General features: G+C 65.7%; 24 protein-coding genes and 1 CRISPR repeat array. Of the genes, 10 read left to right on the top strand and 14 right to left on the bottom strand.

The window, feature by feature from the left end; all coding sequences use genetic code 11:
* Positions 1–73: 73 nt before the first annotated feature.
* Complete coding sequence (locus P7L68_RS07650) at positions 74–1,474, bottom strand: helix-turn-helix domain-containing protein (RefSeq protein WP_372003871.1); 1,401 nt, start codon at positions 1,472–1,474, stop codon at positions 74–76.
* 28 nt (positions 1,475–1,502) lie between these two features.
* Positions 1,503–1,763 carry a helix-turn-helix domain-containing protein gene (locus P7L68_RS07645; RefSeq protein ID WP_372003869.1) on the bottom strand — a complete coding sequence of 87 codons (261 nt, stop codon included), beginning with the start codon at positions 1,761–1,763 and terminating at the stop codon, positions 1,503–1,505.
* Positions 1,764–1,890: 127 nt separating this feature from the next.
* On the opposite strand from P7L68_RS07645, the gene P7L68_RS07640 reads away from it, so the two are divergent.
* Positions 1,891–2,265 carry a hypothetical protein gene (locus P7L68_RS07640; RefSeq protein WP_372003867.1) on the top strand — a complete coding sequence of 125 codons (375 nt, stop codon included), beginning with the start codon at positions 1,891–1,893 and terminating at the stop codon, positions 2,263–2,265.
* Positions 2,266–2,299: 34 nt separating this feature from the next.
* Positions 2,300–2,722: direct repeats of the CRISPR family, unit length 31 nt; unit sequence GTTTCAATCCACGCACCCGCAAGGGTGCGAC.
* A 593-nt stretch (positions 2,723–3,315) separates the two neighbouring features.
* Here the strand turns inward: P7L68_RS07640 and P7L68_RS07635 are convergent.
* From P7L68_RS07635 to P7L68_RS07600, 8 genes are all read right to left on the bottom strand, one after another.
* The gene (locus P7L68_RS07635) at positions 3,316–4,707 is read right to left on the bottom strand and encodes an amidase (RefSeq protein WP_372003865.1); all 1,392 of its coding nucleotides are present in this window, start codon (positions 4,705–4,707) and stop codon (positions 3,316–3,318) included.
* Between the two features lie 43 nt (positions 4,708–4,750).
* Positions 4,751–5,497: an SDR family NAD(P)-dependent oxidoreductase gene (locus P7L68_RS07630; RefSeq protein ID WP_372003863.1), complete on the bottom strand. Its 747-nt coding sequence runs from the start codon at positions 5,495–5,497 to the stop codon at positions 4,751–4,753.
* A gap of 33 nt (positions 5,498–5,530) precedes the next feature.
* Complete coding sequence (locus P7L68_RS07625; protein ID WP_372003861.1) at positions 5,531–6,286, bottom strand: SDR family NAD(P)-dependent oxidoreductase; 756 nt, start codon at positions 6,284–6,286, stop codon at positions 5,531–5,533.
* Positions 6,283–7,104, bottom strand: a complete 822-nt coding sequence (locus P7L68_RS07620; protein WP_372003859.1) for a polysaccharide deacetylase — start codon at positions 7,102–7,104, stop codon at positions 6,283–6,285. The genes P7L68_RS07625 and P7L68_RS07620 overlap by 4 nt, the downstream gene beginning before the upstream one ends.
* A gap of 288 nt (positions 7,105–7,392) precedes the next feature.
* A complete protein-coding gene (locus tag P7L68_RS07615; protein ID WP_372003857.1) occupies positions 7,393–8,178 on the bottom strand; it encodes an ABC transporter permease in 786 nt (261 codons plus the stop codon).
* On the bottom strand, positions 8,175–9,029 hold the full coding sequence (locus P7L68_RS07610; RefSeq protein WP_372003855.1) for an ABC transporter permease: 855 nt from the start codon (positions 9,027–9,029) through the stop codon (positions 8,175–8,177). Before P7L68_RS07610 ends, P7L68_RS07615 begins: the two co-directional genes overlap by 4 nt.
* On the bottom strand, positions 9,026–10,105 hold the full coding sequence (locus P7L68_RS07605; RefSeq protein ID WP_372003853.1) for an ABC transporter ATP-binding protein: 1,080 nt from the start codon (positions 10,103–10,105) through the stop codon (positions 9,026–9,028). Before P7L68_RS07605 ends, P7L68_RS07610 begins: the two co-directional genes overlap by 4 nt.
* Positions 10,106–10,391: 286 nt before the next feature.
* A complete protein-coding gene (locus tag P7L68_RS07600; RefSeq protein ID WP_372003851.1) occupies positions 10,392–11,453 on the bottom strand; it encodes an ABC transporter substrate-binding protein in 1,062 nt (353 codons plus the stop codon).
* A gap of 308 nt (positions 11,454–11,761) precedes the next feature.
* On the opposite strand from P7L68_RS07600, the gene P7L68_RS07595 reads away from it, so the two are divergent.
* The 9 genes from P7L68_RS07595 (at position 11,762) to P7L68_RS07555 (ending at position 21,477) form a co-directional block, all read left to right on the top strand.
* Positions 11,762–12,358: a MarR family winged helix-turn-helix transcriptional regulator gene (locus P7L68_RS07595; RefSeq protein WP_372003849.1), complete on the top strand. Its 597-nt coding sequence runs from the start codon at positions 11,762–11,764 to the stop codon at positions 12,356–12,358.
* Positions 12,359–12,523: 165 nt separating this feature from the next.
* Positions 12,524–14,122 (top strand): ABC transporter substrate-binding protein, encoded by a 1,599-nt coding sequence (locus P7L68_RS07590; RefSeq protein WP_372003847.1) that lies wholly within the window; start codon positions 12,524–12,526, stop codon positions 14,120–14,122.
* 183 nt (positions 14,123–14,305) lie between these two features.
* Entirely contained in the window at positions 14,306–15,283 is a 978-nt protein-coding gene (locus tag P7L68_RS07585; protein WP_372003845.1) for an ABC transporter permease, read from the top strand.
* Positions 15,284–15,287: 4 nt separating this feature from the next.
* Positions 15,288–16,127, top strand: coding sequence for an ABC transporter permease (locus tag P7L68_RS07580; protein WP_372003844.1), 840 nt, complete (start codon positions 15,288–15,290; stop codon positions 16,125–16,127).
* A complete protein-coding gene (locus P7L68_RS07575) occupies positions 16,124–17,791 on the top strand; it encodes an ABC transporter ATP-binding protein (RefSeq protein ID WP_372003843.1) in 1,668 nt (555 codons plus the stop codon). The genes P7L68_RS07580 and P7L68_RS07575 overlap by 4 nt, the downstream gene beginning before the upstream one ends.
* Positions 17,792–17,795: 4 nt before the next feature.
* A complete protein-coding gene (locus P7L68_RS07570; RefSeq protein ID WP_372003841.1) occupies positions 17,796–19,073 on the top strand; it encodes an aconitase family protein in 1,278 nt (425 codons plus the stop codon).
* Positions 19,063–19,593, top strand: coding sequence for a 3-isopropylmalate dehydratase (locus P7L68_RS07565; RefSeq protein WP_372003839.1), 531 nt, complete (start codon positions 19,063–19,065; stop codon positions 19,591–19,593). The genes P7L68_RS07570 and P7L68_RS07565 overlap by 11 nt, the downstream gene beginning before the upstream one ends.
* Positions 19,594–19,627: 34 nt before the next feature.
* Positions 19,628–20,509 (top strand): oxaloacetate decarboxylase, encoded by an 882-nt coding sequence (locus tag P7L68_RS07560; RefSeq protein WP_372003837.1) that lies wholly within the window; start codon positions 19,628–19,630, stop codon positions 20,507–20,509.
* Positions 20,510–20,625: 116 nt separating this feature from the next.
* A complete protein-coding gene (locus P7L68_RS07555; RefSeq protein WP_372003835.1) occupies positions 20,626–21,477 on the top strand; it encodes an IclR family transcriptional regulator in 852 nt (283 codons plus the stop codon).
* A gap of 6 nt (positions 21,478–21,483) precedes the next feature.
* Here P7L68_RS07555 and P7L68_RS07550 read toward each other — a convergent pair whose 3' ends face one another.
* The 4 genes from P7L68_RS07550 to P7L68_RS07535 form a co-directional block, all read right to left on the bottom strand.
* On the bottom strand, positions 21,484–21,978 hold the full coding sequence (locus P7L68_RS07550) for a hypothetical protein (RefSeq protein WP_372003833.1): 495 nt from the start codon (positions 21,976–21,978) through the stop codon (positions 21,484–21,486).
* Positions 21,950–22,180: a DUF4160 domain-containing protein gene (locus P7L68_RS07545; protein WP_372003831.1), complete on the bottom strand. Its 231-nt coding sequence runs from the start codon at positions 22,178–22,180 to the stop codon at positions 21,950–21,952. Before P7L68_RS07545 ends, P7L68_RS07550 begins: the two co-directional genes overlap by 29 nt.
* Positions 22,181–22,443: 263 nt before the next feature.
* Positions 22,444–22,842, bottom strand: coding sequence for a helix-turn-helix domain-containing protein (locus tag P7L68_RS07540; RefSeq protein ID WP_372003829.1), 399 nt, complete (start codon positions 22,840–22,842; stop codon positions 22,444–22,446).
* Positions 22,843–23,556: 714 nt separating this feature from the next.
* Positions 23,557–24,522: a 3-keto-5-aminohexanoate cleavage protein gene (locus tag P7L68_RS07535; RefSeq protein ID WP_372003827.1), complete on the bottom strand. Its 966-nt coding sequence runs from the start codon at positions 24,520–24,522 to the stop codon at positions 23,557–23,559.
* Between the last annotated feature and the right edge of the window lie 7 nt (positions 24,523–24,529).

Here is a 24,529-nt window from a genome sequence, read left to right as displayed (position 1 = left end):
CCTGGAAAATCATGTTCATCGGGTTGAGACGCTGGGCTCAGGGGTTCTGATTATTATTACAGATCGCTGCTATTCAAAAATCTTCAACATCATCATCGCCCCTCCAAATTCTTGACGCTCTCAAGCCTGCTTTTTGTAATTCTAGAACATATTGATCAGTTCCTGAACGCTCATCTTGCGGATCTGATCGAAGCGAGAAACCTAGAGCCATCATAACATTTACGAACAATTTAGTAGCCAATTCTGTCTGTTTATTTTCAATACCCCCATATTTCGGAATTTTTTCCTCAAGATAGCTATCTGGAGTACTTCCAGGAAAAATTACAAGCTCATCATCCAGAACCATCGGCACCCCCAGATTCTGGAATTGATCTAGCGCGTATGAAACATCCAGAAAAGGTACTGTTCTTTTTACTCCAGTCATACAAATTTTGATATGCACGCTCTCATGAGTATTGAATTCCTGATTAAATATAACTAATATTTGGGATATAGCCATCAGCGCAGGAAGCAACAAATTTAAATCGAGAATCATCAGTTCTTTAAAATTACGCTTGCGACATATATCCATAAATCTCTTTCCATATTTATATTCATTGATGTGTTCGGGCACAGAAGAAACATCTTCAATGAATATTTTACGTATGGGCAATGTAAATTCATTGTCAAGATTATGAGATGCTTTCCACATCATAACATTCTTTGCGGGATCGTTATTTCCCACTTGCCGACAAGTAAATCCGTTTACATTTCTATGAATGGTATCAAAATCAATACGATAAAAATCGCTCAATTTCCCTAAGATTCTCTTTATATCGTGAATTTCTAGAAATCTCCACACCTCTCGCTCCATCCAGAAGTCTGATATGAAGAAGATCTTCATATATGCATTATGCTCATCAAATGAAATTTGCTGAAGAGAGGCACGAATATTATCTCGGTGGGAATTTCTAATCTCCTGCGATCGTAAGAATAGCTTCTCAAGCAAGAACCTATCAGTTTCCGGCTTAGGCTCTGAGCCATCTCCAACTCTCCGGTAAATTCGTCCATCTTTATGAATATAAGGAGCATGTCCCCCCTGAGGGACTTGGAGAATAATTACACATTTATCTTTGCAGAGCCCGATGCTTTCACATGGCCCCCATACAGCCTTTTTATTAAAAAAGGGAACAGGTTCACAATTATTTGCCGCAACATTCCGGATGGTCTGGAGTAACTTTTCGGCATCCCCCCGCTTTATACCAGGGAAACTGCCTGCCACAGGATTTTCTTTTGAGTGTTCCGCAATTCCAAAGAATATCCACCCACCATATGTGTTTGCAAAAGAAGTCATATATTTTGCAATTGCATCAGGCTTTGGAATATCTTCCTTATATTCGACAAACCATCCTTCATTTATATCCTTGAGAATTACGAGATCATCCGCATCGATATCATCGAAATTCTTTGAGAATAATTTATATATATTCTCCATTTACACCTCCATTTACGATAAGGGCAATTCAAAAAGAATTTCTTTTCCTGCCTCGCATCAGATTTCCGGCCGCTTCCCCCTTCACGTCATCGAAAAATTCTCTGATATCGCACTTCAACGCTCCCGCCAGACGATCAAGCACGGCGACAGTGGGATTCTCCAACCGTCGCTCCAAGCGGCTAATGTAGGTGCGATCCACACCCGCATCCACCGCCAGAGCCTCTTGTGAAAGGCCCCGGAGGACGCGCAGGCGGCGGAGGTTTCGGGCGACGCGTTCGAGCGGATGCATGCCCGAGGCTAGTGGTCTTGAGGATCATAAAACCACGGACTATAGTCCTCAAATTAGCGTGAGCCGCTGCTTTCCCCGGGGTGGAGCAGGGTGAAGTGAGGTTTTTTTGGGGTGCAGGGAGATGACCGTGGCGGAAGAAAGACCTGAACCGGAGACGGAGGCCGCGCGGCCGGCCGGCCCCTGCCCCGTCTCTACCCTCGCCACCGATTGGGCAATCCTGGACGACCAGATCGCCGGCGGCTGGGTCGATGTGACCGCGGAGCCGGGGTTGGCGCTGGCGCTGGATGCGCTGCGCAATGCCGTGATGGCGCGGGCAGTCGGGGTGACGGCGGGGTCGGTGTCAGGGGCCGCGTTTCAGGCCTGGCTGGTGGGGCTGCATGTCTCGATCGCCGACGATCCGGAGCTGGATGAAGACGCCCGGACCCGGCATCTGCGCCTCGCGGCCGAGGGCGCGCGGCATCTGCTGCGGTATCTGACCACGCTTCGGCTGTCGGCCGATTGAGGCGGCCACAACGGCGGCTGGGAAACAGGCGACGGTTTCAATCCACGCACCCGCAAGGGTGCGACCTGCGGGATCTGCTGGGCTTCAGCGCGGCCGCCGTTTCAATCCACGCACCCGCAAGGGTGCGACGTGCGATCACGCACGCGGGGTGGCACATGGACTCCGTTTCAATCCACGCACCCGCAAGGGTGCGACCCGCCCGTCGCGGGCAATTGAGCGGCGCCCGTGGTTTCAATCCACGCACCCGCAAGGGTGCGACTCCAGGGCCGTGGCATAGCGGGCCTGGCCCACAAAGGGTTTCAATCCACGCACCCGCAAGGGTGCGACGATCCAATTCTGTCGCCGCGTCACAACCCCTGGGTTTCAATCCACGCACCCGCAAGGGTGCGACCCAGGACCAGCGCCCCATCAGCTGCCGCAGGCGCTGTTTCAATCCACGCACCCGCAAGGGTGCGACCCACCCCCTCTTAATAGCCTGAATCGGGGACCGGAAAAAGGCGATCCGCGCGAACCTCTGTTGGGGGATATTCTATCGTATGAATGCTTCACACATGTGAAATTTAATGCTCTGAAAGATCAGGAGAATTTTTTCCGCGAACCTCCCGGGGTTTTTACGGGAGCTTGGGGTTCGCGGGTGAGGCGGGGTGGATCTGCGGTCGGGCTGGGGTGGCTATCGGGGCTGTGGCAGCCGGAAAGACAGGGGCCGGCTTTTATTGTGCAGGGCGTTGCCCGACAGGCCGATGGCCGGGCTCGTGTTTGCGTAAAGGATACGGGATATGCGGGATCAGATCATGGCTGACTGGGCGCGTGATATTACCGGTGTGCCACGTATTTTTGTTCATTGGGATAGAGGCCTACCTGGATCCCGGCCTTCGCCGGGATGACTGCGGAGAGTTTGTGCGATTATTTTACAGGGTGGAGTCTGACATTTACGGACATGCGGATGATATTTGCGGGCGGAGCGAAATCCGGAGGTCCGGAGGCCTCGCCTCCGGGCGGGTCCAGGGCGGCAGCCCTGGTCTTGCGGAGCAGAGGGCGCCGGCCTGTCCGTCAGCCGAGCGCCGTCTCTACCAGTCCGGCGACGTCCAGAATGTAGCGGTCGTCGTGCCAGCGGCCGATGATCTGGAGCGCGAGGGGCAGGCCGTCATCGGGGGTGGTGCCGCAGGGCATGGAGAGGGCCGGGTGGCCGGTGAGGTTGAGGGGGAAGGTGTAGGGGTACCAGGCGCCGCGGATGGTGCCGACCGCCTCGCCCGCGATGGTGACGATGCCGTTGGGATCCTGGTCGACCGGCAGCGGCGGTGCCGTCAGGGTGGGGGAGACGATGACGTCGGCGCGGGCGAGTTCGTCCTGGAGGCGGCCGAAAAGCGCGGTGCGGGCGGCGGCGGCGGCGGAGAGGTCGACGGCCGAGTGGGTGAGGCCTTTCTCGATGGTCATCACCAGCGAGGGGTCGAGCTGGTCGCGGAAGCGGGCGAGCTCGGGGCCGACGCGGGCGGCGAGGCCGGATTGCAGGATGACCAGGAAATGGCGCTCTTCCGACGCGAAATCGATCTCGATCTCGTGGACGCGGGCGCCGGCCTCGATCATGCGGGCGACGGCGGCGTCGGTGGCGGCGAGCACGCGCGGGTCGACCCGGGTGCCGCAGCTGCGCAGATAGGCGACGCGCAGGCCATCGAGCGTGGTGGCGCGGCGTTCGGGCGGCAGGCCGCCCTGGCCCCAGGGGTCGCGGGCGTCGAAGCCCTGGATGGCGTCGAAGAGCAGAGCGGTGTCGGCGACGTCGCGCGCCATGGGGCCGACGAAGGAATTGGCAGCGATCAGGTCGGGCAGCTGGAGGTGCGGGATGCGGCCGAGGGTGGCCTTCAGGCCGACGATGCCGCAGCAGGCGGCCGGGATGCGGATCGAGCCGCCGCCATCGGTGCCGAGTGCGATCGGCCCCATGCCGGCCGCGACCGCGACCGCGGCACCCGCGCTGGAGGCGCCGCAGGTGACCTTCGGGTCGATCGGGTTCAGGGTGCGGCCGAAGATCGGCGCGTCGGCGGCCTGTTTGTGGCCGAATTCGGGAGTGGTGGTCTTGCCGACCAGCACCGCCCCGGCGGCACGGGCGCGGGCGACGGCGACGGCATCCTGGGTGGGCACGAAATCGCGGAAGATGGCCGAGCCCATGGTGGTGCGTACCCCCCGGGTCAGCGTCAGATCCTTGACCGAATAGGGCACGCCGAGCAGCGGCGGCAGGGTGTCGGGATCTTCGGCCGACCGCACGCGATCATCGGCGGCACGGGCCTCGGCACGGGCCTCGTCGGCACAGACGGTGATGAAGGCGTTGAGATCCGCACGGTCTTCGATCCGGGCGAGCACCGCCTCCGTCGCCTCGACCGCCGAGACCTCGCGGCGGCGGATCAGGCGGGCGAGATCGCGGGCGGAGAAGCCGGTGATATCGGTGGTCATGGGGGCGGTCCTCGTGTTCGGAAGGGGGGCCGCGGGCGCCGGTTCAGATCATCCAGCGGCCGCCGTCGATCAGCAGGGTCTGGCCGGTGACGTAGCGGGCATCGTCGCTGGCGAGAAAGGCGACCACGCCGGCGACATCCTCGGGCACGCCCACGAAGCCCGCCGGGGTCTGGGCCTTGATCCGGTCCACCACCTCGGGCGTCAGCCGATCGTGGGCGCGGGTGGCGATGGCGCCGGGGGCAACGGCGTTGACGGTGATGCCGAGGCCGGCATTCTCGCGCGCCAGGGCGCGGGTAAAGCCGATCACGCCCATCTTGGCGGCGGCATAGTCGACGATGCCGGCATCGCCGACGAAGGCACCGTCGCTCGACATGTTGATGATCCGGCCGGTGCCGCGGCTGCGCATTTCCGGCAGCACCAGCCGGGTCATGCGCAGGGTGGTCATCAGGCTGACCTCCATCACGAAGCGCCACACGCCCTCTTCCGAGGCATGGAAGGGGCCGGCGCGCTCGCGGGCGCTCTGGCCGACATTGTTGAACAGCACGTCGATCGGGCCGAAACGGTCAACCGCCTGCATATAGGCGCGGCCCAGCACCGCCGGATCGGTGCAGTCGCCGGCAACCGCCATCCCGTCCTGGCCGGCCCCCTCGAAGACCGCCGCCAGCCCGGCATCATCCAGATCGACACCGACCACGCGCGCGCCCTCACCCAGGAAGCGCCGGACCGTTGCGGCACCGATGCCGTTCGCGGCACCGGTCACGATCACCACCCTGTCCGAAAACCGTGCCATGGCCGGCCTCTCCTTGATTGACCGTGGATCTGATCAGTGGAAACTGCGGCCGCCGTCGACGGCGAGTGCGACGCCGGTGACATAGCCGGCCTCGGGGCCGAGCAGCCAGAGCACCGCCGCAGCGATTTCGTCGGGGGTGCCGATCCGTTCCAGCGCATAGCGGCGGCGGATCGCGGCCAGCGTCGCCTCAGGGTCGGGCTTGGGCTCCCACGAGGTGCGGAAGAGCGGCGTGTCGATGGCGCCGGGGCAGATGGCGTTCACCCGCACCCCCTGATCCGCCAGCTCCATGGCGAGCGATTTGGCGAGCATCACGACCCCGGCCTTGGCGGCGCAATAGCTGGCCCGGCCCTTGAGCGGCACCAGACCGGCGGCCGACGAAATGAACACCGCCGAAGCCGCACCCGCGGCCGCCAGGTGCGGCAGAGCCGCGCGCATCACCAGCATCGGGGACGTCAGGTTGACGCCGATGCTGCGCGCCCAGGCGGCATCGGTGATCCGCGCCAGCGGCTCTTCGTGGTCGATGCCGGCGGCACAGACGACGCCGTCGATGCCGCCCATCTCGTCCGCCGCGGCGGCCACTGCCGCCTCGACGCCGGCGGTCTCGGCCACATCGGCCGCATGACCGGTGACGCCCGTGATATCGAGCCGGTCGAGGGCCGCCCGGTCGCGATCCAGCACGGCGGCACGGCCGCCGCGCTCCGCGATCATCCGGGCGGTGGCGAGGCCGATGCCGCTGGCCCCGCCGGTGATCAGGATCCGGCGGCCCTCGAAATCCCGGTTACGGTTCATGACGCCGCCGCTTCAAGGCCGGGACGCATGGCATCGACCAGCTCGTCACAGCGGCCGATCACCACCCGGGGATGCTTCAGCGCATGTTCGATGATGCCTTCGAGCAGCTTGAGCCGCGAGGGCTGGCCGATCAGCTGGGGGTGCATGCCCAGCATCATCATCCGGTCCTCGGCATAGAGCGTGTCGAATTCGAGCGTCCAGGCTTCGAGCGCTGCCGAGGGCGCCTGGAGCGTGCGGCCGGGCAGGATGATCGAGTACTGGAAGAAGGGCGCATCATCCAGCACCCAGCGAAAGGGCAGTTCGACCAGCTTCGTCTTCTGCCCTTTATGGTTGTGGATATAGGGGCTGTCGTCGTCGAAGAAATTCGAGGAATAGTCGAAGCCGTTCTCGACCAGCAGATCCATCGTGATCGGGCTGAACTCGGCGGCGGGCGAGCGCCAGCCGCGCGGCGCCCGGCCGGTCATCCGCTTGATGATCTCGATGCCCTTCTCCATCTCCTCGCGCTCCTGCTCAGGCGTGAGGTTGACGATCCAGGCATGGCTCCAGCTGTGATGGGCGATCTCGTGGCCGCGGGTCAACAGGGCCTCGACCACCTGGGGGCGCTGCTCCATCACCAGCCCGGGCACGAAGAAGGTCGACTTGACGCCATAGCGGTCGAGCAGATCGAGGATCCGCCAGATGCCGACCTTCCAGCCATAGGCCCCCTGCGACATCAGGATCGGCCGGTTGGCGTTGTTCGGATCCCGCGCCGTCCACATGGTCTCGGCATCGAGGTCGAAGGTCAGGAAAAGGGGAAAGCCGTCGGGATGGAAGGACATGGGATGCAGCGTTCCGACTTTAGGATTTCGGCCAACATGGCGGCGAGCAGGGGCACGGATGCACCCGCCGGGTGAGGACTGACCAGCTCCCAGCCGCCATTGAGGCGGCGGCCAAGGGTGCGGGAGCACCCGCCCGGCGAGGGACTTAAAGACTCCCGCCATTGAGGCGGCGGCCAAGGGCGCGGGAGCGCCCGCCCGGCGAGGGACTTAAAGACTCCCGCCATTGAGGCGGCGGCCAAGGGTGCGGGAGCACCCGCCCGGCGAGGGGCTAAAACGACTCCCTCCCGCTCACACGAATTTGTGGAAACCGGTGCGGCGTTCGGCGACGAACAGGATCAGCCCGGTCAGCACGATCATCAGGGTAGAGACCGCGGCCACGCTGGGGTCGACGCCATGTTCGACGGAGGAGAAGATCAGCACCGGCAGGGTCTGCTGGCCGGGGCCGAGCAGGAAGATCGTGACCGGCACGTTGTCGAGCGAGGTGACGAGCGCGAAGAGCGCGCCGGCGATCAGCCCCGGGCGGATCAGCGGCAGGGTGACCAGGCGGAAGGCCTCGAAACCGGTAGCACCCAGCACCCGCGCCGCCTCGTCGAGCGAGCGGTCGATGCCGCCGAGGCTGGAAAGCGCCGCGCGGACGATATAGGGCACGGTGATCACCACATGGGCGGCGATCAGCACGCCGGTGCCGCCATAGAGCCGGAGCAGGCTGACATATTGCAGCAGGGCGACGCCGATCACGACCGAGGGGAAAACCAGCGGTGCCATGAGGAAGGATGCGATCGCGTCCGATCCCGGCAGGGCCTTGGCGTGCAACGCCCAGGCGGCGGCGACGCCCAGCACCAGCGAGATCGTGGTCGAGACCACGGCCAGCAGCAGGCTCAGCCAGATCGCGCTCAGATAGTCCGGATCGCTCAACACCTTGGCGAACCAGCCGAGCGTCAGCCCCTGGGGCGGAATGGTGAGGTAGGAGGTGCTGCTGAAGGCGGCGAGCACCGTCACCACCACCGGCAATTGCAGGAAAATCACCACCAGCACGGCGGTGACCGCCACGGCGCGTCCGGGTGCAAGTGTCATGCGAGACCTCCCCAGCGCTTCGCAAGCCGGCCCGAGATCCACACCACCACCAGTGCGGTGACGGTGAGCGCGAAGGCGAGTGCCGACCCGCCCGGCCAGTTCAGAAGCTGCATGTATTCGTCGTAGATGACCGTGGCCAGCACCCGGTAGGTGGCACCGCCGAGCATGCGCGGGGTGACCAGCGCGCTGATGGTGAGCACGAAGACCAGGATCGAGCCGGCCAGGATGCCCGAGGCGGTCAGCGGCAGGGTGACCATGAAGAAGGTCCGGATCCGCCCGGCGCCGAGGGTGGCTGCCGCCGCCTCCACATCGCGCGGCACGGCCTGGATCGCCGCCACCAGCATCAGCACCATGAAGGGCAGGTAGATATGGACCAGGCCGATCACCACGCCGGTCATGTTGAACATGAGCTTGAGCGGCGTGTCGATCAGGCCGAGATCGATCAGAAGATTATTGAGCAGGCCGCGATTGGCGAGCAGCGCGATCCAGCCGAAGGAGCGCACCACCAGGTTCAGCATCATCGGGAAGATCACCGCCAGCGTCAGCGGCACCCGCCAGCGCGCCGGGCCGCGGGCGATCATCAGCGCCAGCGGATAGCCGATGACCAGCGCGATCGCGGTGACCAGCAATCCCAGGCCGAAGGTCCGCCAGACCACCTCGCGGTAATAGTCGTCGGTGACGATCTGGGTGTAGTTGTCGAGGGTCCAGCTGCCGGGGGTGATGCCCATGCCCGGCAGGTATTCGCGAAAACTGGTCGGCAGCATCAGAATGACCGGTGCCAGGAAGCACGCGATCAGCACCAGCATCAGGGGCGAGACCAGCCCCAGCCCGGTTCGGCGGCGCATGATCATGCGGCACCTCCCGCCGGCATCGCAAAGACCTGACCCGGATCGATGGCGAGCCGGACGGCCGCCCCCGGGGCCAGATCGGCACCGGGGCCGGCGGAAGATGTCTCGGCGATCATCTCCACACCGCCGGCCAGCTTCACCACATACTGCACCCGGGCACCGGTGAAGGAGCGGAAGGCGATTTCGCCCGCAACCGCATGCGGAACATCCGCTTCGGGACCCAGGATCCGGATCGCTTCCTGCCGGATGATGATTTCGGCCGCGCCACCTGCCGCGACCTGCGGGTCGGCCGCGGCGAGGATGAGCTCGGGGCCGATCCGCACCCGGCCCGCCGGCCCTGCCGTCTCCACCCGGCCCTGAAGCCGGTTGGGCCGGCCGATGAAGCTCGCGACGAAACCGTTGGCCGGCCGGGCATAGATCGCCTCGGGCGCATCGAACTGCTGGATCACGCCATGGGCCAGCACGCAGACCCGGTCCGACAGCGACAGGGCTTCGGCCTGGTCATGGGTCACGAACAGGCTGGTGATGCCGAGCCGGCCCTGAAGACGCTTCAGCTCGATCTGCATCTCGTCGCGCAGCTGGGCGTCGAGATTGGACAACGGCTCGTCGAACAGCATCATCCGCGGCCGCGGCGCCACCGCGCGCGCAATCGCCACCCGCTGCTGCTGCCCGCCCGACATCTGGCGGGGATAGCGGTCGGCCAGATGGTCGAGCCGGACCAGGGCCAGCGCCTCTTTCACCCGCGACGACAGCTCGGCCCCGCGCACGCCCTGGCGTTTCAGGCCGAAGGCGACGTTCTCGGCCACCGTCAGATGCGGGAACAGGGCATAGGACTGGAAGACCAGCCCGATCCGGCGCCGGTGCGGGGGCAGGCGGGTGATGTCTTCGTCGCCGGCCATGATCCGCCCGGCGCTGGGCTCGATCAACCCGGCGACCATGCGCAGGATCGTGGTCTTGCCGCAGCCCGAGGGCCCGAGCAGCGAGACGAATTCCCCGTCGGCAACGGTGATGGAGACGTCGCGCACCACCTCGGTGTCGCCATAGCGCTTATGCAGTCGGTCGATCGTCAGCTTGGCCATCGGCGGCGGTCCATCCAGGCGGTCGGGTTGCGCCTCGATGCCAGCGCTCCCCGTTCCGGCCGGTCGGCGCAGGCGCGCACCGGCCGGCGGGGCAGCCGGCGAAGAGGACGGTCTGAAGCGGGAAGACAGTCTGAAACGGGAAAGAAACGGCGGCAGGGGGCGCCCGCAAGGGGGGAGACAGGCGTCCGGGGGGCCAGGGAGGGGAGAGCCCCCATCCCTGCCGCCGTTCAGGACCGTCGCGCCGATCCAAGGGGGGAGGTATCGGCGCGGCGGTGCATGGGATGGATCAGCGGGTGACTTCGCGCTGCCAGCGCCGGATCCAGTCGGGCATGTTGCTCGCGACCGTCTGGGGATCAGGGAACCAGAGGTTGTCGCGCGCCTCGCCGGTCGGCACGATCTTCGCAACCTTGTCGCTGAGTTCGACCTTGGTATTCACCGGGCCGGCATATTTCCGCTCGGCGAAGCAGGCCTGCCCCTCGGGCGAGAGCACCACGTCGACGAACTTATGCGCGAGATCGGCATGGGGCGCGCCTTCGGGGATGCTCAGCGTCGGGCGGATGCCGACCGCACCTTCCTTCGGATAGGCGACCGCGACCTTAACCCCCTTGTCGGCGGCAGAGCCGACCCGGTCGGGATACCAGGGCGCCATGGCGATCTCGCCGCGTTCGAACAGCGACACGATCTGGTCGGCCTGGGTGTAGAAGGTGACCGCCGAGGGCGCCAGTTCCTTCAGCGCGGCGATGCCCGGATCGATATTGTCGATCGTGCCGCCATGCATCCGGTTCATCGCCAGCAGGAACTGCATGCCCGAGGTGCCGGTCACGTCGCCCAGCGCGATCTTGCCCTTCCATTTCGGGTCGGCGAGATCGGTCCACGAGGTCGGCGGCTCGGGCATCATCTCGGGGTTGTAGGCAAGCGCGGTGGCACCCAGCATGAACACCACGAAGCGCTTGTTGTCGGGGATGGCGCCCGGGATCAGATCGGCTGCGTTGCCGAGCTTCGTGGTGTCGATCTCGGAGAGCAGCTTTTCATTGGCGAGTTGGGTGGCCAGCGAGTCGTCCATATAGGCGACGTCGAACTGGCTGCGCCCGCCCATGGCGCGGATTGCGGCCGCATGCTGCACGGACGAGCCGACCTTCATGGCGACGGTCGCGCCGGTCGCCTTTTCGAAGGCGGCGATGTGGCAGGTTTTGGTGTCCTCGGCGAAAGAGCCGCCGAAGGTTGCGATCACCAGTTCTTCGGCCGATGCCGCAGCCGGTGCCGCGACCGCAACCGCCGCCGTGATGGCCGCCGCAGCGGTTCCTGCCGTCATCCGCCGCCGCGCGCGATTGGAGCGTTCCGTCGCCATATCCGTGTTCTCCCAGCCTGTGCCCCGGCCCACGGCCGGTGCCCTGCCCGAAAGGGCATTTCTGTGCGCCCCGCATGGGGCTCTCTTGTTCGTGATGCCGCGCATCGCGCCTGGTGCCGGCGGGGTCCCTGTCCTGTCCGGGCCCTGATCCGTCCGGCGGGCCGTCTTCGCAGCCTCTCCCCGCCGCGATGCGTCCCGTTGATTGCAAGCCTAGGTCTCTTCCGATTATCTTTCAAGAAAGAAACTTGTGAGATACCGTCAGCCGGGCCACCATGTGGAAACGCCGCAGCCAGGAGCAGCACCCGCCGATGCAGACCGATCCGGCCCCAGGCCCTGCCACCGACGAGACCGACAGCCAGATCACGCCCGCCGGGGTCGGAACGGCTCCGGGGGATCCGGCCGATTTCGATACCGTCGGCCGGGGCATGGCGCGCTGGCGCCGCGAACGGCCGGATATCGACAGCTCGGGCAAGGCCGTGGTCGGGCGCATCCTTCGTCTCGAAGGCGTGATCCTGAAGGCGGTCAATGCCACGCTGGCCGCCCATGGGCTGAAATATCCGGCCTATGCCATTCTGGCGACGCTTCGGGTGGAAGGCGCCCCCTACCGGCTCTCGCCCTCGCAGCTGCAACAGACCATGCTGTTCTCGTCGGGCGGCATCTCCAACCTGCTGCTGCGCCTTGAAAAAGACGGGCTGATCCGCCGCACCTCCGACCGCAACGACCGGCGCAGCGTGATCGTGGAGCTGACCGAGAAAGGCGTGGCGCTGGCCGATGCCGCCATGGCGGACCATGCCGCCACCGAACGCCATCTGATCCGCATGTTCACCCAGGACGAACGCGGCCAGCTGGCCAGCATGCTTGCCCGTATGCTGGCGGTGAACGCGGATGCGCCGGGCTATGTATAAGGGGCGCCGAATTCTGCATCGGCCGGCCCTGTCATTTCATTAGATGAAATTCATTTTATAAATTGACACGCCTTCCGTTTAACGGAATCCTGCCGACAGATGTGAAGCCGGCGGGTGCCCCATGCCCGGGTACCGACAGGCCGGCCGACGGGAGGACGACCAAAGATGCGGACACTGTGGAAGCAGGCGGCGCTCAGCGCCGCCGCAACGGCCCTGCTCGCCCTCAGCCTGCCCGGCGGGGCTTCGGCCGAAGACGCACGCAATGGCGGCGTGCTGCGCATGATTGCGCATCCTGAGCCCCCGACCCTGATGCTGGGCCTGAACCAGCAGGGCCCGACCCAGTTCGTGGCCGGCAAGATCTATGAAGGCCTGCTGACCTACGGCCCCGATCTTCAGCCGCGGCCGCATCTGGCCGAGCGCTGGGAGATCTCGGAAGACGGGCTGGTCTACACCTTCCATCTGCGCAAGGACGTGCGCTGGCATGACGGCCGGCCCTTCACGGCGAAGGATGTGGTGTTCTCGGCGACCGACTTCCTTGCCAAGGTCCATCCGCGTGCCCGCGGCCATTTCAGCCGGGCGGACAAGATCGAAGCGCTGGACGACCATACCGTGCGCATGACCCTGAAGGCGCCCTTCGCGCCCTTCATCATGGGCTTCGAGACCTCGTCGGCGCCGATGATCCCGGCGCATATCTACGAGGGCACCGACTATCAGACCAATCCGGCCAATCAGACCCCGATCGGCACCGGCCCGTTCAAGCTGGCCGAATGGAAGCGCGGCGCCTTCATCCGGCTGGAACGCAACGCGGATTACTGGCAGGCCGGCAAGCCCGACCTCGACGGCCTGAACTTCGTGATCGTGCCCGATGCGGCCAGCCGTGCGCTCGCCTTCGAGACCGGCGAGGTCGACGTGCTGCGCGGCGGCGATATCGAGTATTTCGACGTCCAGCGGCTTGCGGCCTCGGACGGTGTCACCGAGACCCGCGCCGGCTATGAGATGCTGTCGCCGACGATGTGGGTGCAGTTCAACCTGCGCAGCGCGCCGATGGACGATGCCCGCTTCCGCCGGGCGGTGATGCATGCGATCGACCGCCAGTTCATCGTCGATAATCTGTGGTTCGGCTTCGCGAAGCCGTCGGCCGGCCCGATCGCCTCGACCACGCCGTTCTACGACGAAAAGGCGCTGGTCAACTACGACTACGACCTGAAGAAGGCCGAAGCCCTGCTCGACGAGATGGGGCTGAAGAAGGGCCCCGACGGCGTGCGCGCCACCGTCCGCTTCCTGCCGCTGCCCTATGGCGAGACCTATATCCGCCTCGGCGAATACATCCGCCAGCAGCTGGAGCAGATCGGCATCAGGACCGAGACGGTCGCGACCGACCATGCCGGCTGGGCCAAGCGGCTCGGCGACTGGGATTACGATCTCAGCCTCAACCTGCTCTACCAGTATGGCGACCCGTCGCTGGGCGTGGAGCGGGCCTATGTCTCGACCAATCTGGTCAAGGGCTCGCCCTCGGCCAATGTGTCGGGGCTGAACGATCCGGAGGTCGACCGGCTGTTCCGCGAAGCCGCCGTCGCGACCGACCGCGACACCCGGGCCTCGCTCTTCTCGGATCTTCAGCAGCGGATCTCGGAACAGGCCTATTTCGGCTATCTGATCGAGGTGCAGTTCCCGACCCTCTACCGTTCGGGCATCGAGAACCTCGTGACCGGGGCCACCGGCCTCAATGGCGAGATGGAAGACGTGCGTCTGCCCAAGCGCTGAGCGCGGCAGCCTCTCTCCCCTCTTCCCACCCTCCTCCCCTCCCCGGCGTCCCCCCGCCGGGCCGGGCGGCGGCGCCCTCCCTCTTAAGGCCGCCACCTGTCTCCCCTTGTGGCGATGACTGCCGCCGCCCGGATCTCTGTCTTCGTCTTTCCTCTGCGCCCCACCACAGGAAACCTGCCACCGATGGTCAAGCTCGACCGCGCGGCATCGCGCCTCGTGAAGGCGGTCGCCGTCATCCTCGCCATCGCCTGCATGAATTTCGTGCTGATCCGCATGGCCCCGGGCGATCCGGTCGCGGTCATGGCCGGCGAGGCCGCGATGACCGATCAGGCCTATCTCGACGAGCTGCGCGAGCGCTTCGGTCTGGACCGACCGGTACACGAGCAGCTGCTGGTCTATCTGGGCAATGTCGCGACCCTCGATTTCGGCACCTCCTACCGCCAGGGCCGGCCGGTGGCCGACATCATCCTGGAACGCCTGCCGGCAACCCTGGTGCTGACCATCACCGCCTTCGTGATCTCGCTGGCGCTGGGCATCACCGCCGGCGTGATCGCCGCACGCCGCCCCGGCGGCTGGGTCGATACGGTCGTCTCCACCCTGGCACTCGCCTTCTATGCGACGCCGCTGTTCTGGGTGGGGCTGATGGCGATCCTGCTCTTCTCGCTGGAGCTGGGCTGGCTGCCGGCCTTCGGCATGCATGGCGCAACCCCGCCCGCCGGCGGCTTCGCCTATACGGCAGAGGTTGCAAGGCATCTGGTGCTGCCGGCAATGACACTCGGCCTGTTCTACACCGGCGTCTATGCCCGCCTGACCCGGGCACAGATGCTGGAGGTGCAGTCGCAGGATTTCGTGCGCACCGCCCGCGCCAAGGGGCTGACGGAAGCGCGGGTGGAACGCGCCCATGTGCTGCGCAACGCCCTGCTGCCCGTGGTCACCATGGCCGGTGTCCAGGCGGGCCATCTGGTCGGCGGCACGATCCTGGTCGAGACGGTCTTCGCCTGGCCGGGCATCGGCCGGCTGGCCTTCAACGCCCTGCTCCAGCGCGACTATTCGGTGCTGCTGGGCGTGTTCCTGGTCACCTCCACCATGGTCGTGGTCATCAACCTTCTGACCGATCTGGTCTACGGCCTGATCGATCCCCGCATCCGTTTCGAGCGTTGAGCCGATGATCGCCTTCTGGACCCGTTTCGCCCGCCACAAGGGGGCCGTGATCGGCCTCGTGGTGCTGGTGGCCCTGGTGGCACTGGCCCTGCTGGCGCCGCTGCTCTTCCCCGGCAGCCCCTGGACCATGGCCGGGCGCCCCTTCGCCCCGCCGATGACCGGCGGCTTCCTGCTCGGCTCCGACACGCTCGGCCGCGACCTTGCGGCGGGCATCGCCCATGGCGCCCGCGTCTCGATGCTGATCGGCCTGGTCTCGACCCTGGTGACGGTGGGGGTGGGTGTCGTGATCGGCGCCACCGCCGGCTATTTCGGCGGCCGGATCGACGACGCGCTGATGCGGCTGACCGAACTGTTCCAGACCGTCCCCAGCCTGATCTTCGCGGTCGTGCTGGTCGCCATCCTCACCCCCTCCATCGCCTCGACCGTGGCGGCGATCGCAGCCGTCAGCTGGCCGCCGGTCGCACGCCTGGTCCGGGCCGAATTCCTCAGCCTGCGCGGCCGCGAATTCGTCCTCGCCTCACGCATGGGCGGGCAGAGCGATCTGGTGATCATCTGCCGCCAGATCCTGCCCAATGCCATGGCGCCGATCATCGTCTCGGCCTCGCTGATGATCGCGACCGCGATCCTGATGGAAAGCGCGATCAGCTTCCTGGGCCTCGGCGATCCCGATCTCATGAGCTGGGGCTATCAGGTCGGCGCCGCCCGTACCGTGATCCGCCAGGCCTGGTGGATGAGCTTCTTCCCCGGAGTCGCCATCGTGCTGACCGTGCTTGCGCTCAACCTCGTCGGCGAAGGCCTGAACGACGCCCTCAACCCGCGCCTGGCGCGCCGGGGGCGGGCATGAGCGGGCCGCTGCTCTCGATCGAGGGCCTGACCATTCCGCTGCCCGAAGGGGCTGACCGGCCGAATGCGATCGAGGAGGTCTCTTTCGAGATCGGCCGCGGCGAGATCGTCTGCATCGTGGGCGAAAGCGGGTCCGGCAAGTCGATGTCGGCAAGCGCCGTGATGGGTCTGCTGCCCGAAGGTCTGACGCCCTCGGCCGGCCGGGTGGTCTTCGGCGGCCGTGAGCTGCTGGATCTTCCGGCCGCCGAACGCCGGCGGCTGCGCGGCGGCAAGGCCGCGATGATCTTCCAGGAGCCGATGACCGCGCTCAACCCGGTGATGACGGTCGGCGATCAGATTGCCGAGGCGCTGATCGCCCATGGCATGCGCGACCGGGCGGCAATCCGTCGCCGGGTGATCGAGCTGCTGACCCGGGTGGACCTGCCGGACCCCGAGAAGATCGTGAAGAGCCATCCCTTCCGGCTCTCGGGCGGCCAGCGCCAGCGGGTGATGATCGCGATCGCACTTGCCAACGAACCCGAGCTGCTGATCGCCGACGAGCCGACCACGGCACTCGACGTCACCACCCAGGCCCAGATCCTGGAGCTGATCCGCGAGATTCAGGCCCGCACCGGCATGGGTGTCATGTTCATCACCCACGACTTCGGGGTGATGGCCGAGATCGCCCATCGGGTGGTGGTGATGTGTGCGGGGCGCGTGGTCGAACAGGGGACCGCGGAAGAGGTGCTGAACCGGCCGCGCCATCCCTACACCATCAAGCTGATCGGTGCCGTACCGCGGCTGGAGGCGGCGGCCCCGCCGATCCCGGTCGATGCGCCGGTGGTGCTGGATGTGGCGGGCCTTGAGAAGGTCTATCGGGGCGAGCGCAGCCTGTTCTCGCGCAGATCCGGCCGCGAGGTCCATGCGGCCGACAATGTGGCACTGACCCTGCGCCGCGGCGAGGTGCTGGGCATCGTGGGCGAAAGCGGCTCGGGCAAGTCGACCGTCGGCCGCTGCCTGGTCCGGCTGATCGAGCCGGATGGCGGCCGGGTGATGCTGGACGGCACCGACCTGATGGCGCAGGGCGCACGCGGCCTGAAAGAGGCGCGCGGCCGGATGCAGGTGGTCTTCCAGGACCCCTTCGCCTCGCTCAACCCGCGGCGCAAGGTCGGCGACATCATCTGCGAGGCCCCCCTCGCCCATGGCCGACCGGCAGCCGAGGTCCGCCGGCGGATGTTCGAGCTGCTGAGGCTGGTCGGCCTGCCGGAAGCTGCGGCCGATCGCTGGCCGCATGAATTCTCGGGCGGTCAGCGCCAGCGGATCGGCATTGCCCGGGCCCTGGCGCTCGATCCCAAGGTGCTCATCGCCGACGAGGCGGTCTCGGCACTGGACGTCTCGGTCCAGGCCCAGGTCCTGGCGCTGCTCGACGATCTGCGCACCCGTCTCGACCTCGCGATCCTGTTCATCACCCATGACCTGCGCGTGGCGGCCCGCATCTGCCACCGGGTGGCGGTGATGCGCCGCGGCCGGATCGTCGAGGAGGGGCCGACCGCCCGGGTTTTCGAGACACCGTCCCATGACTATACCCGCGCGCTGCTGGCCGCGATCCCCGGACGGCACTGGACGGCACCCGCCGCCCCGGCCACCGGCGATATCGCCGGCGCCGCGCTCGCGCAAGGAGGCTGACCCCATGGGCTTCACCATGGCAGAGAAGATCCTCGCCCGCGCTTCAGGCCGCGAGACGGCCCGGGCGGGGGAAGAGGTACAGGCCCGACCGGATTTCGTCCTCGCCTACGAATTTCCGGGCTACACCGACCAGTTCTTCAAGATGATGGCCGAGGATTTCGGCCGCGACACGCTCGACGCGCCCGAACGTTTCGCCATTTTCATCGACCATATGGTCCCCTCATCGACCCCGGCCGAAGAACAGGTTCACCAGGCGACCCGCGACTGGTGCGCGAAGACCGGCGCCACGCTTTATGAACGCCGCGGCATCGGTCACCAGGTCTGCGTCGAGGAAGGCTATGCCGCGCCCGGCGCCTTCGTCGTGCATTACGACGGCCATGTCTCGCAGATCGGCGCCTATGGCGCGCTCGGCGTCAACCTGCCGCGGCGCACGCTGATCGAGGCGTTCGTGCGCTCGGGCGTCGACATCAAGGTGCCCGAGACGGTACGGGTCGACCTGACCGGCCATCTGCAGCCCGGCGTGATGGGGCGCGACGTCATCCATCATCTGATCCGCCGCCTGGGCGTGAAGGCCTGCCGGTTTGCGGTACTGGAACTGGGCGGCCCGGCGGTGGCGACGCTCTCCGACGACGCGCTGCAGTCGATCGCCGGCCAGGTGATGTTCCTGGGTGCGCTGTCCTGTCTGGTCGACCTGCCCGACGACCGGCTCGCGGCCTCGGCCGCCCGTGGCCGGATCCGCCTGCCGGATCTGCGCAGCGACGCCGATGCGGTCTATCGCGACCGCATCGCGCTCGACCTCTCGGAGCTGGGGCCGATCGTGGTCGCCCCGCCCAGCCCGGCCGACACCCGGGATCTGGCGGAATTCGAGGGCCGGCCGGTGCAGGTGGGCTATCTGGGCTCCTGCGCCTCGGGCCGGATCGAGGATCTGCGCGTGGCGGCGAAGCTTCTGGACGGGCGGCAGATCGCCCCCGGTTTCCAGCTGAATGTCGTCCCCACCAGCAATGCGGTGATGGCCCAGGCCGCACGTGAAGGGCTGATCGCCACCCTGGTCGAGGCCGGTGCCTTCATCAGCGCCGCCACCTGCGACTTCTGCTACGGCCGCATCGGCACCATGGCACCGGGGCAGACGGCGGTATCGACCGGCACGCTCAACGTGCCCGGCCGGATGGGCAGCACCGAGGCCGACATCTTCATCTGCAGCGCCGCCACCGTCGCCGCTTCGGCGCTGGAAGGGCGGATCACCGATCCACGCCGCCATCCGGAGTTCGCCGATGCCGTCTGATGCGCAGGACCTGAAGCTGCCGGCCATCCGCGGCCGGGTCGCCTGGGTGTTCGATCAGCCCGACTACGATGTCGACCAGATCGTGGGCGTGAAGAACATCAAGATCCAGGACCTGGACCAGCTGGCGGCGATCGCCATGGCCGATCAGGATCCGGACTTCGCCGCCAGGACCGTGCCGGGCGACGTTCTGGTCGCGGCCGACAATTTCGGCTACGGCCACCCGCATGCCCCGCCGATGCGCGCCATGCGCCATCTGGGCATCGCCGCCGTCATCGCCGAGGGCTTCGCGCCGACCTATTACCGCGGCGAAATGAGCCTGGGCTTCCCGCAGATCGCCTGTCCGGGGGTTCTGGGGCTGGCCCGGCGCGGCGACGAGCTGGAGATCGACTGGGACCGCCACCTGGTCGTCAACCACAGCAACGGCCGGAGCCTGCCCTTCGAGCCGCCGAGCCCGGCCGAGTGCCGCCTGCTGGCCCTTGGCGGCCATCTGCCCGCCCTCAAGGCCGCCCTCGGCGTCTGACCCCGAACAAGAAGCCCAACGAGGAAATCCGCCCATGTCCCTGCCCACCCGCAAGCGTCTGCGCGACATGCTCGCCTCCGGCAAGACCGCCTGGTCGGCCGGCGCCTTCGATGCGGTCAGCGCCAAACTGATCGAGGAAGCCGGCTTCGACGTCATGCTCTCTTCGGGCTTCGCCATCTCGGCCAGTCATCTGGGCGAGCCCGATGTCGAGCTTTACACCATGACCGAGAACCTGGCCGTGGTGCGCAACATGGTCCGCGCGACCACGATCCCGCTGATCGCCGATGTCGATACCGGCTATGGCAATGCCATCAACGTGATGCGCACCGTCCGCGAGTTCGAGCAGGCGGGTGTCGCCGCCGTGATCGTCGAAGATCAGGCCGTGCCCAAGCGCTGCCCGGCGATCGCCGACGTGCTGGAACTGGTGACGGTCGAAGAAGGCGAGGCCAAGATCCGCGCCGCCGTCGCCGCCCGCACCGATCCGGATCTGGTGATCGTGGCCCGCACCGATGCCGGCACCGAAGAAGAGACCATCGCCCGGGCGAAGCGCTATGCCGCCGCCGGCGCCGACATGATCCAGCCGATCAGCCGCGGCTTCACCGATCTCGACAGTCTGAAGCGCCTGAGGGATGCCGCCGGCGTGCCGCTGTCCCTGCAGATCATGCGCTGGCTGGAAACCGACCTCACCCCCGATCAGATCGAGGAGGTGGCCGGCATCGCCCATTATCCGCTGGTGGCGTTGCTGACCGCGACCGATGCGATGCGCCGCAACCTGGCGGCGGTGCGTGCCGCGCGCAGCACCCGCATCAACCTGCCGGTCGGCCAGACGCCGCTCGGCGACTTCAAGACCTTCATCGGCTTCGACCGGGTGATGGCGTTGCAGGAGCAGTTCCTGACTGGCACGGAACCCCGCTGACCGACACATCGCCATTCCGCCAATAACCTGAAACGCGCGCCGGCCTTGCGGTCGGCGCGCATCGCGTATAAGCCCAGAGAGGATATCGACACCACATGCCGAGGGGAAAGCCCGCCATGGTTCAGGCGTCCGGCGCCGAAGCCGGCCTCCATGCCGCGGAACACGAGACCGACGGCCGCGACGAGCCGTCGCGCGGCGGTGTGCGGGCCGTGGAACGGGCGGTGCGCATCCTGCGTGCCTTCACCCCCGAACGCCCCTGGCTGACCCTGGCCGAAATCGCCGAGGCCGCAGTGGTCGACAAGGCGACCGCCCGGCGCATGCTGCTCACCCTGATCGGCATGGATCTGGTGGAGCAGGAACCGATCGGCCAGCGCTATGCGCTGGGGCTGGGGGTTGTCGCCCTCGGCGCCTCGGTGCCGGTGACGGTGGATCTGCGCAATGTGGCGGCCCCGCATCTGGCCGGCCTTGCGCGCGAGACCCGCGCCATGGCCTTCCTGTCGATCCTGCGCGAAGACGGGGCGATGTGCATCGAGCGCAGCCACGGCAACCCGCCGGTCGACGTCCGGATCTGGAATGTCGGCGAAAGCCTGCCGGTCAACCGCGGTGCGGCCCCCCGGCTGCTTCTGGCGCATCTTGCCGCCGAGGAACGCGCGCGTCGTCTCGCCCGGCCGCTCGGCGCCGCCACCCCCCATACCCTGACCGAGCCGGCGGCCCTGGAAGCGGACGGTGCCCTGATCCGCGAGCGCGGCTGGGCGGTTGCGGTCGACGACATCGTGAAGGGCGTCTCGGCCCTCGCCGCCCCGGTCCGCGACGCCCGCGGCCGCGTCGCGGCTGCTGTCAGCGTCTCTGGTCTCACCCCCCAGCTGATCGGCCAGGACGGCCAGCCGCTCACCGACGCCCTCACCCGGGTCCGCACGGCAGCGGCCGAGATCAGCCGTCAGTTGCAGGACATGCATTGGGCGCGGTGAAAATCATTATACCCGCACGGCATCCCCGCGCTCGGGCGCGCCATGATGTTCCAGCAGATATCGCACCGCCAACCCGATATGACGCGGAACCGGCTTGTTCTTTCGGTAGTCAGCGACCAGCCGTCGCGACACCTCCAGGGCAGCGGCCATGCCTTCCAGCGTCATTCCCAGATGATCCATCGCCCGCCGGAAATCCTCATTGTCGAACACCACCGGCGGCAATCTCGACAGCCACACTGCAGACAGCTCAAGCTCTCCACCCCATTCGATGGCGTTCCCCCATTCCGCAACCCGCATCGAGCGAAACAGCGCGTCGTCCTCTCGCAGGGGAATATAGATCCGGCGACTCGCCAGCACGGGTGCCAGATCAACAATTGTTGGCTCACCCGATACCCAGGTCAGGCGTACCTTACGCCCGTCGAGCGGTTCCGCGGCCGCAAGACGCGGAAGTGGGGCTCCCGCAACGATCAGGTCATCTTTGATCGAGCCGCTCCCATTCATGCGCAAGAAGCTCCCGATTATTCGCCGCCCATCTGGTGGCGATTTCATAGCTTCGCCCGTCAATCCGTCCCGCTATCACCGAAAAATCGGCAAGCTTGATCAAAGCCTCATAATCCGGTGTCAGAAGGTGAAAATGGGGCGGTTTGTGATCATCAGCGAACATCTGGACCTTGAGATTCCCGAATCGCACGATAGTAGGCATTCATGGAATCTCCACTTCCAAAATAGTGCACCTTGCGCATTATTTCAACGCCCAGCGGGCCAGTTGCATATCCGGACGCTACAGCCCCGTCGCGTCGGCCATTCCCGTACTGAATGGCGCGCGATCAACTTTTAAATAATTACCCCAGAAAAAATCACGCAATACATAAATAGAACTCGAACACATGCATGCGAATAATGATACTCTCGGTTTTATTTTTTCATGAGCCCACAACTTAATTCGCAAGCCCAAAAGAGGCGACTCTAGATCCGCACAATCACCTGAGACGTCTCGACGATGCGCTGCAGGGTGTCCTGGTCCAGGCCGCGGAACAGGCGGGCGTAATTGCTCAGGATCGAGGTCACCATGTCGGCGCGCTGGTCGGGGCTGGCTGCGATGCCGCGATTGGCCAGCGTGCGCTCCACCGCCAGGATCACCATCCGCACCTCGGCCGGCGATACCAGGTCCGCGGCCCGCACGTCATCCGCCGTCTCCGACCCGGCCAGCAGCTGCCAGGCCTCACACCCGACCGCGGCTGCGATCCGGCGCAGCGTCGCCTCGGTCAGGCCGGTGCGGCCGGTCTCCAGGCGATGCACGGCCTGCCGGGTCTGACCGATCGCGTTGGCCAATGCCTCCTGCGTCAGTCCGGCACGGCCTCTCATTTCACGGATGCGGTTCGGCGGAATGCTCGTCATAGCAGGACTATGCGTGCCGTCCGCAACGAACGCGAGTGGCTGTATAGGGCTACCACTCGGGGAAATTTAAGCTTAATAAGTTACATACACGTAGGGGTAAAAGCCTCCGCCGGCAGCGGCACCAACGGTGGCGCCCCATCCGGCCATGGGTGATTAATTTGTTGTGCTATAAAATTTTCTGTGCAATTGAGGATGCCAAGGCGACAGAGGGAGGCACCCTGCCATGCCTGCCAGACGCAGGAAGCCCGCCAGATCACCGGCACCAGATGTAATCTTTAAGGCGTCTTTTTCAGGCAATTGCCCGGTATCTTCCCTGCTGTCGGATTGGTCTCGTCTGTCCGGCCGTGCGCGCCGGTCTGCGGCGACATCGTCGACGGATCCGGAGCTGGCGGATGCGCTCGACGTGTTGCACGAGGCCGTCACACGGCGAGCCCTTCATCTCCATCCATGCTCCAAAGCCGGCGCCCTGGCCCAGGCAAAGCTGATCGACGCATATATCCGGGCTGCCGCGATACCGGCCCGGAGCCCCGATGAACGCGAGCGCCTTCTGCGACATGCGGCAACGGGGCTGCGGCACCTGACGGATTACCTGGCGAAGCCGTGACCGGCGGAGCGAAGCCGTGACCGGCGGAGCGGGGAGTGCGCATGGCCCTCCCCCCTGCCATCCGATCTCCCCCCGTCTCACCCCAATCTGACCAGATCGGCGCCTTTGAGGCCGAGCATGGCGCGGACATCCGCGGGCGTCGCCACCTCCAGCGACAGGGCTTCGAGGATGGCGCGGATGCGGCGGACCTGGGCGGCGTTGGACGGGGCCAGCCCCTGGCGGCCGTCGTAGAGATTGTCTTCCAGTCCGACACGGACATGGCCGCCCAGCGCCGCGCCGATGGTGATCAGCGGCATCTGGCGCCGGCCGGCGCCCAACACCGAGAAGATGTAATCGGTGCCGAACAGGCGGTCGGCGGTCTGTTTCATATGGAAGAGATGCGAGGCATCCCCGCCGATGCCGCCCAGCACGCCCAGCACGAACTGAATGAAGGGCGGATGCGGGATCAGGCCGCGGTCGCGGAAATGGGCGAGCGTGTAGAGATGGCCGACGTCGTAGCATTCGAATTCGAAGCGGGTGCCGCAGCCCTCGCCCAGGCGGCGCAGGATGGCTTCAATATCGGCGAAGGTGTTCTGGAAGATCGAACTGCGCGTCGCCTCCAGCAGCTGCGGTTCCCAGGCGAACTGCCAGTCCTGATAGCGGTCGGCCAGCGGATGCAGCCCGAAATTCATCGAGCCCATGTTGAGCGAGCACATCTCGGGCGCAACCCGGAGCGCCGCTTCCAGACGCTGCTCCAGCGTCATCAGCGAACTGCCGCCGGTCGAGATATTGAGCACCGCATCGGTCGCAGCCGCGATCCGGGGCAGGAATTGCAGGAAAACCGCGGGATCGGGGCTGGGCCGGCCGTCCTTCGGGTCGCGGGCGTGAAGATGGAGGATGGCGGCCCCCGCCTCGGCCGCCTCGATCGCCTGGGCGGCGATGTCTTCGGGCCGCCAGGGCAGATGCGGGCTCATCGTCGGCGTGTGGATCGATCCGGTGACCGCACAGGTGATGACGACCTTGGGCGTGGATCTGGTCCTGGCATCCGTGATCTGAACAGACATTGGGGGA

This window comes from Tistrella mobilis, from assembly GCF_041468085.1.
Classification (GTDB): domain Bacteria; phylum Pseudomonadota; class Alphaproteobacteria; order Tistrellales; family Tistrellaceae; genus Tistrella; species Tistrella mobilis_A.
This window is presented reverse-complemented; position numbering and strand designations above follow the sequence as displayed.

Coding starts and splice junctions, on each gene's coding strand:
- P7L68_RS07545 (WP_372003831.1), bottom strand. CDS start 22,180: ATGCCTACTATCGTGCGATTCGGGAATCTCAAGGTCCAGATGTTCGCT.
- P7L68_RS07560 (WP_372003837.1), top strand. CDS start 19,628: ATGTCCCTGCCCACCCGCAAGCGTCTGCGCGACATGCTCGCCTCCGGC.
- P7L68_RS07625 (WP_372003861.1), bottom strand. CDS start 6,286: ATGAACCGTAACCGGGATTTCGAGGGCCGCCGGATCCTGATCACCGGC.
- P7L68_RS07605 (WP_372003853.1), bottom strand. CDS start 10,105: ATGGCCAAGCTGACGATCGACCGACTGCATAAGCGCTATGGCGACACC.
- P7L68_RS07565 (WP_372003839.1), top strand. CDS start 19,063: ATGCCGTCTGATGCGCAGGACCTGAAGCTGCCGGCCATCCGCGGCCGG.
- P7L68_RS07590 (WP_372003847.1), top strand. CDS start 12,524: ATGCGGACACTGTGGAAGCAGGCGGCGCTCAGCGCCGCCGCAACGGCC.
- P7L68_RS07600 (WP_372003851.1), bottom strand. CDS start 11,453: ATGGCGACGGAACGCTCCAATCGCGCGCGGCGGCGGATGACGGCAGGA.
- P7L68_RS07535 (WP_372003827.1), bottom strand. CDS start 24,522: ATGTCTGTTCAGATCACGGATGCCAGGACCAGATCCACGCCCAAGGTC.
- P7L68_RS07550 (WP_372003833.1), bottom strand. CDS start 21,978: ATGAATGGGAGCGGCTCGATCAAAGATGACCTGATCGTTGCGGGAGCC.
- P7L68_RS07540 (WP_372003829.1), bottom strand. CDS start 22,842: ATGAGAGGCCGTGCCGGACTGACGCAGGAGGCATTGGCCAACGCGATC.
- P7L68_RS07620 (WP_372003859.1), bottom strand. CDS start 7,104: ATGTCCTTCCATCCCGACGGCTTTCCCCTTTTCCTGACCTTCGACCTC.
- P7L68_RS07645 (WP_372003869.1), bottom strand. CDS start 1,763: ATGCATCCGCTCGAACGCGTCGCCCGAAACCTCCGCCGCCTGCGCGTC.
- P7L68_RS07630 (WP_372003863.1), bottom strand. CDS start 5,497: ATGGCACGGTTTTCGGACAGGGTGGTGATCGTGACCGGTGCCGCGAAC.
- P7L68_RS07615 (WP_372003857.1), bottom strand. CDS start 8,178: ATGACACTTGCACCCGGACGCGCCGTGGCGGTCACCGCCGTGCTGGTG.
- P7L68_RS07650 (WP_372003871.1), bottom strand. CDS start 1,474: ATGGAGAATATATATAAATTATTCTCAAAGAATTTCGATGATATCGAT.
- P7L68_RS07555 (WP_372003835.1), top strand. CDS start 20,626: ATGGTTCAGGCGTCCGGCGCCGAAGCCGGCCTCCATGCCGCGGAACAC.
- P7L68_RS07610 (WP_372003855.1), bottom strand. CDS start 9,029: ATGATCATGCGCCGCCGAACCGGGCTGGGGCTGGTCTCGCCCCTGATG.
- P7L68_RS07575 (WP_372003843.1), top strand. CDS start 16,124: ATGAGCGGGCCGCTGCTCTCGATCGAGGGCCTGACCATTCCGCTGCCC.
- P7L68_RS07635 (WP_372003865.1), bottom strand. CDS start 4,707: ATGACCACCGATATCACCGGCTTCTCCGCCCGCGATCTCGCCCGCCTG.
- P7L68_RS07595 (WP_372003849.1), top strand. CDS start 11,762: ATGCAGACCGATCCGGCCCCAGGCCCTGCCACCGACGAGACCGACAGC.
- P7L68_RS07580 (WP_372003844.1), top strand. CDS start 15,288: ATGATCGCCTTCTGGACCCGTTTCGCCCGCCACAAGGGGGCCGTGATC.
- P7L68_RS07570 (WP_372003841.1), top strand. CDS start 17,796: ATGGGCTTCACCATGGCAGAGAAGATCCTCGCCCGCGCTTCAGGCCGC.
- P7L68_RS07585 (WP_372003845.1), top strand. CDS start 14,306: ATGGTCAAGCTCGACCGCGCGGCATCGCGCCTCGTGAAGGCGGTCGCC.